5 protein-coding genes and 1 pseudogene are annotated in these 13,280 nt (G+C 75.1%); 1 reads left to right on the top strand and 5 read right to left on the bottom strand.

The window, feature by feature from the left end:
* Positions 1-435: 435 nt before the first annotated feature.
* On the top strand, positions 436-1,428 hold the full coding sequence (locus QF032_RS22175) for an alpha/beta fold hydrolase (protein WP_307057204.1): 993 nt from the start codon (positions 436-438) through the stop codon (positions 1,426-1,428).
* Between the two features lie 148 nt (positions 1,429-1,576).
* Here QF032_RS22175 and QF032_RS22170 read toward each other — a convergent pair whose 3' ends face one another.
* From QF032_RS22170 to QF032_RS22150, 5 genes and pseudogenes are all read right to left on the bottom strand, one after another.
* Complete coding sequence (locus tag QF032_RS22170; RefSeq protein ID WP_307045050.1) at positions 1,577-2,809, bottom strand: acyl-CoA dehydrogenase family protein; 1,233 nt, start codon at positions 2,807-2,809, stop codon at positions 1,577-1,579.
* Positions 2,810-2,819: 10 nt separating this feature from the next.
* Positions 2,820-3,824 carry an aromatase/cyclase gene (locus tag QF032_RS22165; protein WP_307057202.1) on the bottom strand — a complete coding sequence of 335 codons (1,005 nt, stop codon included), beginning with the start codon at positions 3,822-3,824 and terminating at the stop codon, positions 2,820-2,822.
* A gap of 20 nt (positions 3,825-3,844) precedes the next feature.
* A pseudogene (locus tag QF032_RS22160) lies at positions 3,845-9,946 on the bottom strand (type I polyketide synthase); the annotation flags it as partial.
* A 26-nt stretch (positions 9,947-9,972) separates the two neighbouring features.
* On the bottom strand, positions 9,973-12,054 hold the full coding sequence (locus QF032_RS22155; protein WP_307057199.1) for a beta-ketoacyl synthase N-terminal-like domain-containing protein: 2,082 nt from the start codon (positions 12,052-12,054) through the stop codon (positions 9,973-9,975).
* 19 nt (positions 12,055-12,073) lie between these two features.
* Positions 12,074-13,084 carry an acyltransferase domain-containing protein gene (locus tag QF032_RS22150; RefSeq protein WP_307045044.1) on the bottom strand — a complete coding sequence of 337 codons (1,011 nt, stop codon included), beginning with the start codon at positions 13,082-13,084 and terminating at the stop codon, positions 12,074-12,076.
* Between the last annotated feature and the right edge of the window lie 196 nt (positions 13,085-13,280).

Below are 13,280 nucleotides of genomic sequence, written 5' to 3'. Positions count from 1 at the left end.
CACCCATGCCGAAGACCGGCGAGCGGCTCACATGGACGGCCGCAGGACCAGGCGAACGCCTGGAGTACGCGACGCTCGAGGTCCCGCTCGACCACGCCGATCCCGACGGCGCGCGGATCACCCTCGCCGTCAGCCGGCTGCCCGCCACGGATCCCGCACGCCGCCGGGGCGTCCTGATCGGGGTGACCGGCGGGCCCGGCGGCGACGGCGGTCTCGGCACCGGCATGCCCGCCCGGCTGGCCGGCACCCCCCTCGCGGAGGTGTACGACCTGATCGGCTTCGACCCCCGCGGCACCGGCGCCTCGACGCCGCTGCGCATCGAGGTCACCCCCACCACCGCGCCCTTCGACTCCCGGCCGCCGGACTCGGCGTTCGCGGCGATGGCCGCCGACATGCGGGAGCGGGAACAGGGGTGCCTGCGGGCCGGCGGGCGACATGCGTCCGCACATCAGCACCCGCAACCTCGCCCGCGACATGGACTGCATCCGGGTCGCGCTCGGCGAGGAGAAGCTGAACTTCCTCGGCTACGCGTACGGCAGTTACGTCGGCGCCGTCTACGGGACGATGTTCCCCGAGCGCCTGGACCGCAGTGTGCTCGACTCCTGCGTGCATCCCGGCTGGACCTGGCGGGAGCAGTTCGTGGCCCAGGCGCGGGCGGTCCGCGAGAACGTGGACCGCTGGGCCGCGTGGACCGCGCGGCGCGACAACCACTTCGCCCTCGGGACGACCGCGTCGCTGACCGTGGCCGCCGTCGAGGGCGTCGCCGCGCGGCTGGAGGACCGGCTCGGGGCGTCCGTGCGGACGTCGTTCGACGGCATCGTGGGCGGTCTGGCCACTGACCGTTCGGCGTGGGAGCGGCTGGGACTGTTGGTCGGGGCCCTGCGGGACGCGCTCGCCGAGGGCGCCGACGAGCGGACGGCGGCGCTGCTGGCCGAGCACGCCACGGGCGGCTGGGGGGCGCGGGCCAGCGAGCAGTGGAAGCAGAGCGTCCTCGAGGCGGTGACGCTGGAGACGGAGTGGCCGACCGACCTGGAGACCTACTACGCGGACATGCGCGTCTGCCGGGAGCGCTACCCCTACGGGCACGGTGTGCTGCGGGCGGCCCCCTGGGTCGGCGCGTTCCGCACCTTCCGGTCGCCCGAGCCGCCCACCGTGCTCGCCCGGGACGGCTATCCGGCGGGCCTGGTCGTGCAGGCCGACGGCGATCCGATGGACCACCGCGAGGGCGGCGAGGCCCTCGCGGAACGCCTCGGCCATCACCTGATCCTGGTGGAGGACTCAGGCGAGCACGAGGTCTACGTGCTCAGTGGCAGCAATCCGCGCCTCGAGGCCTATGTGGAGGGGTACCTGGTGGACGGGGTGCTGCCGCCGGCCCGGGTGGGCGTGCCCGGCGTGCGGCAGGCGCCACCGGTTCCCGAGGACGCCTGATCCCCGGGGGATGTCCGCATCCCCCGGCCGTATCCCCCGGGGCGTCCGCATCCCGGGGGACTCCTGGATCTCCGGGGGTGTGCGACACGGAGCGAAGGGGAGGGGCCCGCCGACCGGCCCCTCCCCTTCGCCGTCGTGTGCCGTCCCGTCAGCGGCGCTTGCCCGCCGGGACGACGTACCGGGCGTAGAGCAGCTCACGCATCACGTCGTCGCCGCCCTCCACGATGGAGACGTAGCGCAGGTCGCGCACCAGCTTCCCGATCGGATGGTCGTGGGTGTAGCCGAGCCCGCCGAACATCTCCGAGCCGGTCGTCGCCACCTCCCAGCCGGCCTGGCCGCAGTACAGCTTGGCGGCCAGCGCCGAGCGCAGGGTGCCCACCCGGTACAGGGCCGCGGCCGGGTTCTCCGCCGCCAGGAAACGGTCGAACTCGGCCGCCGCCGCCCGGCACTGGTTGCGCATCACGTCGATCGTCATCTCGATCTGGCCGAGCTTGGCGGCGAACACGGCGTTCTCGCGCAGCGGAGCGCCCTTGATCCGCTTCTGCGCCGCGTACTCCATGGACAGGTCCCGGATCCTGCGGGCGACGCCGATCGCGGTGGCGGCGATGAGGATGCGGCTGGCGTTGAGCCCGATCTCCAGCAGGCGCAGCCCGTTGCCGCGCAGTCGGCCCGCCGCGGGCACCCGGCAGTCGCGCAGCCGGACCCGGTAGGTGCCCGAGCCGCGGACGCCGAGCATGTCCCAGCGCTTGACGATCTCCACCCCGGGCGTGGCGCGGGGCACCGCGACGACGGCGTAGTCGCCGTCGTCGTCGGCGGACCGGGCGAGCACGAGCAGGGTGTCGGCCGGGTCGGAGTTGGTGGAGAAGTACTTCTCCCCGTCGAGGACGAGGTCGTCGCCGTCGCGCCGGAAGGTGGTGGCGGTGCGGTTGAGTTCGCTGCCCGCGTCCTCCTCGCTGCCGAGGATGCCCAGCCGCCCGCCGTCCCGGACGAGACGCTCCAGGACGGGACGGGCCACCTCCTCCTCGCCGTGCAGCTGGAGCATCACCGTGCCGAGCACCGGCAGGAAGGAGCCGAAAGCGAAGCCGGCGTCGCCGTAGGCCAGTTCGGAGACGATGTCCACGCTGTCGGCGAGGGACGCACCGGCGCCGCCGTACGCGGCGGGGATCCACCAGTTGGCCAGCCCGGCGGCGTGCAGCCGGGCCGACTCGGCGGTGGGCTGCTCGGGCAGGCCGTCGAAGTACTCGCCCTTGGAGAGCAGTTCCGCGCGGACGAACTCCCGGACCCGTTTCAGCACGTCCGCCGCGCCGGCCGGGCCGCCGGCACCCGTCGTGGCGGTGGCGGTGGCCGTGCCCGTCGTCGTCTCGGTGGTCTCGGTCGTCATGGTGTCCCCCTCACCCGGCCTGGACGAACGCGCGGGCCTTGGCCATGGTGGCGCGGCTGTTCGAGCCCAGCGCGTGCCGCACCGCCTGCCGGGCGTCCGCCAGCGTCTTGGGCGGGTCGGGCAGCGCGTCGATGCCCGCCGGGTCGAGAAGGACCTGGTGGTACGAGGTGACCTTCACGGTGCCGTCGGGACCCTCCTCGAACCGCCACTCCCCGTTGTGGGCGTGGAGCACCGGCGGCAGGATCGTCTGCTTGTAGGTGATCCGCCGCAGCGGCTCGCAGACCCGGCCGGACGCCGTGGTGTGCAGCGAGCCGTCCGGGGAGCGGGTGTCCATCTCCATGAACTGCAGCCCGGTCTCCTCCTCGCGGAGTTCGAGCCGCGCCACGTGCGGAAGGCGCTCCGGCCACCGGGACGCCTCGTAGATGAAGGCGTACGCCTCCTCGATCGAGCCGGTGAAGGTCTCGGTGTCCGCGAAGTCGAACAGCAGCTCCCGCTCGGCGTCCCCGCGTTCGGCGGCCCGCCGCAGGTGCTCCAACTCCGAGCGGCTGTTGGTGTCGACGGCTCGGCTGATCCGCTCGTGGGCCACCGGATCGCCGTCGACGGCCCGGTAGAAGTGGTCGAGCTCCACCGTGCAGCCGCCGTCGGGCCGCTCGGTGACGCGCCAGGTTCCGCCCATCGCCGCGACCGGTTCGCGGGGCTCGATCTGCTCGAACTCGATCCGGAGCCCGGCCGGGTCCAGCCGCCGGCGCGACTCCCAGGTGCGCAGTTCGCCGTTGGCGAGGGCCCAGATCCGGATGCGTTCGTCCGTCTCGTCGCCGCCGGTGCGCTCGGCCCGCACGGTGGGCGGGAAGTACAGCGGCCACAGGCCGACTTCGGCGACGATCCGGTAGACCGCGCTCGCCGGGGCCGACACCTCGATGCGGTGGGTCACTTCGGTGGTGCCGTCGACGGTGACCTCGGCGGTGCCGTCGACGGTGCCGTCGGTGGCGGATTCGGTGCTGACTTCGGTGGTCACGGTTGCGGCGTCGCGTGCCATCACGCGCCCTCCAGTCCTGAGATGAAGTTGACAAGTGCCCGCGGCGTCGGGTGTTCCAGTACGGCGCCGGCGGGGAGCCGGAGCCCGGTCGCGGCGGTGAGCCGGTTGCGCAGGTCGACACTGAGCAGGGAGTCGAAGCCGAGTTCCTTGAAGGAGTCCTCGGCGCCGACCGCGGACGGTTCGAGGTAGCCGAGCACCTCTGCGGTGTGCGTCCGCACCAGCTGCATGAGGTCACCGCCCGCCAAAGGCGTGGCCGCCACGGGGGCGGGTGGGGATGCGGGGGCGGACGCCGGGGGCGGGGGCGTGACCGGAGCAGCCGGCACGGGAGCCGGAGCCGGAGCCGCGGGCATCGGCGCCGATGCGGCGGGCCGGGAAGGCGAGTCGTTCCGGGGCAGGTCCGGCAGCCCTTCGAGCAGGCGGGCAGCACGGCTTCCGGGCCGCGGCTGCTCCGGGGCGAGCCGCAGCGGCACCCGGACCGGAGCGGGCGAGGCCAGGTTCTCGAAGAGGAGCCGCATCCCGTCCCCGCTGTCCAGCGGGGCGATCCCGATGCGGGCCAGCGCGGCGGTGTCGGCCTCGGTCAGATGGCCGGTCATCCCGGTGGGCCGCCGCCACAGGCCCCAGGCCAGCGACGTCGCCTCCAGCCCGCGGGCCCGGCGGTACTGCGCGAGGGCGTCGAGATAGGTGTTGGCCGCCGCGTAGTTCGCCTGGCCCGGGTTGCCGAGCACCCCCGCCACCGACGAGAACAGCACGAACGCCGACAGGTCCAGGTGTTCGGTGAGCCGGTGCAGATGCCAGGCCCCGGCGACCTTGGGCCGCAGCACCGCCCGGAGCTGGACCGGCGTGAGCCCGGTGAGCACTCCGTCGCGCAGCACGCCGGCGGTGTGGAAGACGCTGCCGGGCCGGTGCTCGGCGACGACCTTCGCGACGGCGTCGGCGTCGGCGACGTCGCAGGCCACGACGGACACCTCGGCGCCGGCCGCGGTCAGTTCGGCGCTCAGCTCCGTCGCGCCCTCGGCGGCCGGGCCGCGGCGGCTCACCAGCACCAGATGCCGGGCGCCCCGCTCGGCGACCAGGTGCCGGGCCAGTTCGGCGCCGAGACCGCCGGTGCCGCCGGTGATGAGCGTGGGACGCAGCGGATCGTAGGTGCGCGGGGTGGTGAGCACGAGCTTGCCCTGGTGGCGGGCCCGGCTGAGCATGCGCAGCGGCACCCGGCCGTCCCGTACGTCCCAGGTGCGCACCGGCAGATGGCGCAGGGCGCCCGCCTCGAACAGGGCGACCAGCTCGTCCAGGACCTCGCTGATCCGGTCCGGCTCGACGCCCAGGATGTTGTACGCCCGGTAGGTGATCCCGGGGTGCTCGGCCTCGGTGGCGGCCACGTCGCGCAGATCGGTCTTGCCCATCTCGGCGAACCGGCCGCCCGGCGCCAGCAGGCCGAGGGAGCGGTCGAGGGCCTTGCCGGACAGCGAGTTCAGCACGACGTCCACGCCCCGGCCGCCGGTGACGGACCGGAAGGCGTCGGCGAAGTCGAGCGTGCGGGAGGAGGCGATGTGGTCGTCGGGGACGCCCCAGGCGCGCAGCGTGGGCTGCTTGTCGGCGCGGGCGGTGGCGAACACGTCGGCGCCCAGGTGCCGGGCGAGCTGGATCGCCGCGAGTCCGACGCCGCCGGTCGCGGTGTGGATCAGCACCCGGTCGCCCGGCCGGGTGCCGGCCACGTCGACGAGGCACTGGTAGGCGGTGATGAACACGATGGGCACGCCGGCCGCCTGGGCGAAGCTCCAGCCGTCCGGGAGCGGTTTGACCATGCGCTCGTCGGCGACGGCAACCGGTCCGAGCGAGCGCTCGAACATGCCGAACACCCGGTCGCCGGCCGCGAAGCGGGTCACCTCGGCGCCTACCTCGGTGATCACGCCCGCGCCCTCGCTGCCCATGGTCTTCTCGGTGGCGACGAGGCCGAGTCCGACCGTGACGTCACGGAAGTTGAGCCCGGCGGCGCGCACCTCGACGCGCACCTGGCGGGGGCCCAACTCGGCTTCGGCTTCCGGGTGTTCGATGAGTGCGAGGTCGTCGAGGGTGCCCTTCACGGTGACGTCGAGCCGCCAGGCGCGGCTGCCGGCCGGGGGCCGCAGTCCGCTCTCGCGGGCGATCCGCAGCCGCGGCCGGTACAGCCGTCCGGCCCGCAGGGCCACTTCGGGTTCACCGCAGGCGAGGGCCTGCGGCAGGGCCGCCAGGGAGGCCGGGTCGTCGTCGACGTCGATCAGCACGAAGGTGTCCGGGTGCTCGGCCTGCGCCGAGCGCACCAGTCCGGTGACGGCCGAGGCGGCCAGGTCGCGGACGGGTTCGCGATCGGTGACGGCGAGCGCGCCCCCGGTGACCACGGCGAGCCGCGAGGCCGTGAACCGCGGGTCGGCGCGCCAGCTCTGCACCAGGTCGGCGGCGGCCAGGGTCAGCCGCTCGGCCTGCGCCGGGTCGCCGTCCGTGCCGGGGGCGGAGCCGAGCGGGGCCACGACGACCGCCGGCGCCGGGACCGTCACCGACTCCAGGTCGGGGAAGTCCGGCCGGTCCCACAGGCCGTCCGCGCCGACCGTCACCCACGTGTCGGGACCGGACGCGTCCGTGCCGCGCAGCCGCTCCCACGCCGGTTCGAGGCTGACGCCCCGCTCCTCGGCGGGCAGCGGCCGCAGCGTCAGCGAGCGCACCGAACCGACGGGCCGGTCCTGGCCGTCGAAGAAGGTCAGCGACAGGTCGTCGCCGTCCGGCCGGGCGTGCACGCGCAGGGTGCGGGCGTCGGTGGGCGTCAGGTCTGCGTCGCGCCAGGCGAACGGCACCAGCAGTCCCGCGTCCGCCCGGAGCACGGCCGGGTGCAGGGCCGCGTCGAGCAGCGCCGGGTGGGCGGTGGCGAAGTCGCCCGGCTCCAGGTCGGGCAGGGCCACCTCGGCGAGGATCTCCGCGCCGCGCGTCCACAGGGCGCGCAGTCCGGCGAACGCCGGGCCGTAGTGGTAGCCGCGTTCGGCGAGTACCCGGTAGGCGTCGGCGACGTCGACCGGGGTGGCGCCCTCGGTGGACCAGCGGGCGGACTCGGCCGGGGCCTGCTCGCGGCCGGCGAGCGCGCCGGAGGCGTGCCGCACCCAGCCGCCGTCGGCCTGCCGGGCGTGCACGGTCAGGGCCCTGCGTCCGGCGGCGTCCTCGGGGTCGAGGACGATCCGCAGGTCCGCGGCCCCCTGTCCGGGCAGCGGCAGCGGCACGCTGAGGGTGAGGTCGGCCACGACGGGCCGGCCGATCCGTTCGCCGACCTCGCCGAGCAGCGACAGGAACACGGTCGCCGGCACCAGGGCGGCGCCCCGGACCACGTGGTCGGCCAGCCACGGGTACCGCTCCCGGTCCACGGTCGCGGTGACGACGGTCTGCCCGGACGGCAGCTCGGTGGGCGCCGCGGTGAACGCGCCGCCGTCGCCGCCGGCTGCGGCCGCCGGAGCCGTCGCCCAGAAGCGGGTGCGCTCGAACCGGTAGGACGGCAGGTCGATCTGACGACCCGCCGGCTGCAACGCGGCCAGGTCGACGGGCCCCACGGAGTCGGGGAGCGCCGCCGCCGACGCCAGGAACTGGCCCGCGCCGCCGCTGTCCCGGCGCAGGGTGCCGAGCACGGCGCCCGTCACCCCGGCCGCGTCCAGGACCTCCTGGGCGCCGAAGGTCAGCACGGGGTGCGGGCTGCACTCGATGAACGTGCGGTGCCGTCGCTCCACCAGTCCCCGCAGCACCGGCTCGAACCGCACGGTGTTGCTCAGGTTGTCGTACCAGTACGCCGCGTCCATGTCCGCGGTGTCGATGACCGCGCCGGTCAGCGTCGAGTGGAGCCTGACGTCGGAGGAGCGCGGCGAGATCCCGGCGAGGTCGGTGAGGAGGCGTTCCTCCAGCGCCTCCATCGCCTCGGTGTGCGACGCGTAGTCGACCTCGATGCGCCGGGCGTCGACGCCCTGCCGTTCGCAGCGGGCCAGCAGGTCGGTGAGGCCGGCGACGTCCCCGGCGACCACGGTCGACGTCGCCGAGTTGACCGCCGCGACGCTCACCCCGTCCACGCTGTTGAGGAGCCGCTCGGTCTCCTCGGCGCCGAGCAGGACGGACGCCATGCCGCCGGGGGGCGCGAGCTGCGCCAGGGCCTGGCTGCGCAGGGCCACCACCCGGCAGGCGTCGGCGAGGCTGAGCGCACCGGCCACGTGGGCCGCGGCGATCTCGCCCTGGGAGTGGCCGACGACCGCGGCGGGCCGTACGCCGGCCGACTTCCACAGCGCGGCCAGCGACACCATCATCGAGAACAGCGCGGGCTGGACGACGTCGACCCGTTCCAGTCCCTCGCCGCGCAGCGCGTCGGTCAGCCGCCAGCCGCACAGCGGGGCCAGTTCCTCCGCGCAGGCCTCCATGCTCGCGCGGAAGACCGCCGACTCCTCCATCAGCGCGAGACCCATCCCGCGCCACTGGGACCCCTGCCCGGGGAAGACGAACACCGGTCCGGCCAGGTCGCGGTAGGACTCGGTGCGCAGCACGGTGGGCGACCGGTAGCGGCCCGGCACGGCCGGCAGCGGGGCGTCGGAGGCCAGCGCCTCCAGTCCGGTCAGCAGGTCCGCGCGGTTGTCGGCGACCACGACGCCGCGCTGCCGGAACCCGCTGCGGCCGCGCAGGGTGTGCGCGACGTCCTCGGGCGCCTCCTGCGGGGTGCGGCCGACGTGGTCGGCGAGGGCCCTGGCCTGGGCGCGCAGCGACTCGGCGTGCGGGGCGGAGACCGACCACAGCAGCGGCGCCGCCGCGCCGGCGGCGCCTTGCCGCGCGGGCTCGGGCTCGGCCTCCTCGATCACCAGGTGGGCGTTGGTGCCGCTGATCCCGAACGAGGACACGCCGGCCCGCCGGGGCCCGTCGCCCCGCTCCCACGGACGGGCTTGGGTCAGCAGGGCGAGACCGCTGTGCTCCCAGTCGATGTGGTGGGTGGGCCGGGACACGTTCGGTGTGGCGGGCAGGACGCCTGCGCGCAGCGCCTCGATCATCTTGATCACCCCGCCGACGCCCGCGGCGGCCTGGGCGTGTCCCAGGTTCGCCTTCAACGAGCCGATCCAGAGCGGGTGTTCCGCGTCGCGGCCCTTGCCGTAGACGGCGGACAGCGCCCGTGCCTCGATGGGGTCGCCGAGTTCGGTGCCGGTGCCGTGCGCCTCGACGGCGTCGACGTCGTGCGGGTCCAGTCCGGCCTGGCTCAGGGCCTGCCGGATGACGTCCTCCTGGGCGGCCCGGTTGGGCGCGGTGAGGCCGTTGCTGGCGCCGTCGGAGTTGGTGGCGGTGCCGCGGACCACGGCGAGGACGCGGTGGCCGCGCGCGCGGGCGTCGGAGAGGCGCTCCAGCAGCAGCAGTCCGGCGCCCTCCGCCCAGGCGGTGCCGTCGGCGTCGTCGGAGAAGGGGCGGCAGCGGCCGTCGGGCGAGAGTCCGCCCTGCCGGGTGAAGTCGACGAACATGCCGGGCGTCGACATCACCGCGACACCGCCGGCCAGCGCCAGGTCGCACTCGCCGTCGCGCAGCGACCGCACCGCCAGATGGACGGCGACCAGCGAGGACGAGCACGCGGTGTCCACCGTGAGGGCGGGGCCGCGCAGCCCGAAGTAGTAGGCGATGCGTCCGGAGGCGACGCTGGTGGAGCTGCCGGTGATGCGGTAGCCGCCGGCGCCCTGGTTGTCCTCGTACAGGCGCGGCCCGTACTCCTGGGCCATCGCCCCGACGAACACGCCGGTGTTGCTGCCCGTGAGGGCGTCCCGGCTCAGGCCGGCCCGCTCGAAGGTCTCCCAGGCCGTCTCCAGCAGCACCCGCTGCTGGGGGTCCATGCCCTCCGCCTCGCGGGGCGAGATGCCGAAGAACTTGGCGTCGAAGCGGTCGGCGTCGTCGAGGAAGCCGCCGCGGGTGGTGGTGGAGCGGCCGTCGGCGAGGTCCGCCGCACGCCAGCCGCGGTCGGTGGGGAAGGAGGAGGTGGCGTCGCGGCCGTCCGCGACCAGCTGCCACAGGTCGGCGGGCGTGCGCACACCGCCCGGGTAGCGGCAGCCCATGGCCACGACGGCGACGGCTTCCTGGTCACCGTCCAGTGGTCCGGTCTGGGGAGTCATCGAAACTCGTGACCTTTCGTGTCGTCCGACCGGAGCGCCTCGATGAGCGCCGCCGGAGTGGGGTGGTCGAACAGCAGGGTCGTCGGCAGGACGCGGCCGGTGGCCCTGGCGACGGAGGTGCGCAGTGCGACGGCCATGCGGGAGTCCAGACCGAGGTCGGTGAAGGTGGCGTCCAGGTCGAGGTCCGCGCCCGGCGCGCGGCCGAGGATCTCCACGGTGAGGTCGAGGACCAGGTCCAGCGGGTCGCCGGACCACTGCGGCGCGGCGTCCTCGGCGGCGGGGCCGCCCGTGGACGCCGTCGTGTCCAGCCAGTAGGGGCGCCGTTGGAAGGCGTAGAGCGGCAGGTCCGCCGGGCGGGCCCGCGGGCCGTAGACCGCCAGCCAGTCGACCGGCTTGCCCAGCACGAACGCGGCGGCCGCCGCCGTGGCGGCCGTGCCGGGACCGTCCCCGGGGGCCGTCCGGTCCTGCGGCTCCGCGCCCGGCCGGCCCGTGAGAACGGTGCCTCCGGCCTCGGAGCCGCCGTTCCCGTCGGTCCCGTTCTCGTGGGCCCCGTCGGCCAACTCCCGGAGCCGGGCGACCAGTTGTGTGCGGCCGGAGGCGACGACGACGGCGCGTACGGGCAGCGCCGCGCGGGTCGTCGCCGAAGCGAGGCCGAGGTCGCGCAGGTCCACGTCGTCGCGGCCCTCCAGCCGGTCGGCCAGCCGGGCCGCCTGGGCCCGCAGCGCCGCGTCGGTGTGCCCGGAGAGCAGCACGGGCACCGGCTCGCCGGCCGCCGCCCCGGGCTCACCGGGCCCCGGCACGGGTACGGCGTCCCGGCCCCGGGGCGCCTCGCCGAGCACGGCGTGCGCGTTGGTGCCGCCGAGGCCGAACGACGAGACGCCGCAGACCAGCGGCCCCTCGTCGGGCTGCCAGGCCCGCCGCCGGGTGGCGACGCGCAGCCGCAGCCCGTCGAGGTCGATGTCGGGGTTGGGCCGCCGGTGGTTGAGGGTCGGCGGGAGCTCGCGGTGGAAGAGGCTCGCCGCGGTTTTGATCAGCCCGGCGATGCCGGCCGCGCCCTCCAGATGCCCGATGTTGGTCTTCACCGAGCCGACCAGCAGCGGCCGCTCCGCGGGGCGGCCCCGGCCGAGGACGCCGCCGAGGGCCCGGGCCTCCACCGGGTCGCCGGCCTTGGTGCCGGTGCCGTGCAGCTCCACGTACGCGACCTCGGCCGGGTCGACGCCCGCCCGGCGGTAGGCCTCCGCCAGCACGCTCTGCTGGGCGGCCTGGGTGGGTGTCGTCAGGCTCGCGCCGCCGCCGTCGTTGTTGACGGCCGCGGCCAGCACCGTGCAGTACACCCGGTCCCCGGCGGCGAGGGCCGCCTCGAGGGGCTTGAGCACCAGCACGCCGGCGCCCTCGCCCCGCACGATCCCGTCGGCGCCGCGGTCGAAGGTGTGGCAGCGGCCGGTCGGCGACATCGCCCCGAGCTCCTCGATGAGCCGGTCGCCGGTCGGGGTGAGGTTGAGCTGGACGCCCGCGACCACCGCGGTCGCGCACTCTCCGCGCCGCAGACTGCCGAGCGCCTGGTCGAGGGCGGCCAGCGAGGAGGACTGGCCGGTGTCGACGACCGCGCTGGGGCCGGTGAACTGGAAGAAGTAGGACAGCCGGTTGGCGAGGAAGGTCCGGGCCGTGCCGGTCATGGAGTAGGCGTCCACCACCGCGGACATCCGGCTCATCAGCGCGTAGTCGTCCGAGCAGGACCCGACGAAGACGCCGGTCGCCCCGCCCGCCGTGGGTGGGATGCGGGCGTCCTCCAGGGCGTGCCAGCACAGTTCGAGCAGCAGGCGCTGCTGCGGGTCCATCAGGGCGGCCTCGTGCGGGGAGATCCCGAACAGCTCCGCGTCGAAGAGTTCGACGTCGCGCAGGTATCCGCCGGGGCGGCGGCCCTCGCGCAGCCCCGTGCCCGGGCCGATGGCGTCGCCGCCCCGGCGGAGCAGCCGCCAGAAGCCCTGGAGGTCGTCGGCGCCGGGGAAGCGGCAGGCCATGCCCACCACGGCCACGGGTTCCCCGGGCGCACCGGTCGTGTCGGTCAGCTCAGTCATGTCGGTCCCGTCGGCTCTGTCAGTGGCCAAGTCGGTCATGGCGGTCTCCGGCGGCGACGAGGGTGAGCCGGCGCCGTACCTCGTCCACGGCCTCGCGGTCGTCGCGGCCGCCGCCCGGCACCAGCGCCTGGACGAAGCTGTGCCGGGCGATCACCCGGGGCTGGCGGCGGGCCAGCCGGCTGAGGCCGTCGCCCGGGCCGGCTTCCAGCAGCAGGCAGTCGTGTGCGGCGAGCAGGGCGGTGAGCGCCGGTGCGAAGTACACGGTCCGGGCCGCCTGCCAGGCCCAGAAGTCGGGGTCCAGCGCCTGCTGGTCGGCGAGCCGGCCCGGCGTGTAGGCGGAGTAGAAGGGGAAGGCCGGCCGGCGCAGCGGCACCGCGCGGAACCCGGGCAGGGTCGCGCGGACGGCGGCGTCGACCGCGGGGCTGTGGAAGGCCTGTCGGGCCTGCACCGGACGGCAGACGACTCCCCGTTCGTCCAGCTCGCGGGCGGCCCGGGCCAGCGGCTCGCGCTCCCCGGCGAGGAGGAGCTGGCGGGCGGCGTTCACGGCGGCCAGGTGCACGTCCTCGCCGAGCAGGTCGGCGACGTCGTCGGGGGAGGCCGCGACGGCGAGCATGCCGCCGGGCGGGGTGTCGGCGAAGTGCACGACCCGGTCGCGCATCAGGCGTATGCCGTCCTCGAAGCCGAGGATCCCGGCCAGGGTGGCCGCGGCGACCTCGCCCACGCTGTGCCCGATGATCGCCGCCGGGCGCACGCCCCAGTCGAGCACCATCCGCCCGAGGGCGTGGTTCACCGCGTAGAGCAGCGGCTGGGCGACCGTCACGTCGTCGTACTCCGCCGACGGCGTCTCGGCGAGCCATTCGCGGCGCAGCCGCGGGCCGTCCGGTGCCAGGAGCCGGAACGCCTCGTCCATCCAGTAGGTGAACGTCGAGTCGTGCCCGTACAGGCCCGCGGCCATCCGCGGGTACTGCGCACCCTGGCCGGGGAACACGAGGGCGACCGGTGGATTGGGCTGTCGCGCTGTGAGGGGCATCCGGTACCTTCCTTTCCTGCCTTTCCCGCTGCCGCAATATGGGCCGGTGGATTCGACGTTCGCCTGAGCCTCGATCGAGAGCCGCGGACGGAATCCGGCTCCGTCCGGCATTGAGCCGCCCCCGAGCTGTGCCGTGCAGACTCGACGGCCGAATGCCGAATGCCGTCGGGCGGAGGGAATGGTCGTGCCAGCTGAA

This window comes from Streptomyces achromogenes, assembly GCF_030816715.1.
Lineage (GTDB): Bacteria > Actinomycetota > Actinomycetes > Streptomycetales > Streptomycetaceae > Streptomyces > Streptomyces achromogenes_A.
The sequence above is the reverse complement of the archived record's forward strand: the minus strand, read 5'-3'. Positions and strand labels throughout refer to the sequence as shown.

Coding starts and splice junctions, on each gene's coding strand:
- QF032_RS22175 (WP_307057204.1), top strand. CDS start 436: ATGCGTCCGCACATCAGCACCCGCAACCTCGCCCGCGACATGGACTGC.
- QF032_RS22170 (WP_307045050.1), bottom strand. CDS start 2,809: ATGACGACCGAGACCACCGAGACGACGACGGGCACGGCCACCGCCACC.
- QF032_RS22155 (WP_307057199.1), bottom strand. CDS start 12,054: ATGACTGAGCTGACCGACACGACCGGTGCGCCCGGGGAACCCGTGGCC.
- QF032_RS22150 (WP_307045044.1), bottom strand. CDS start 13,084: ATGCCCCTCACAGCGCGACAGCCCAATCCACCGGTCGCCCTCGTGTTC.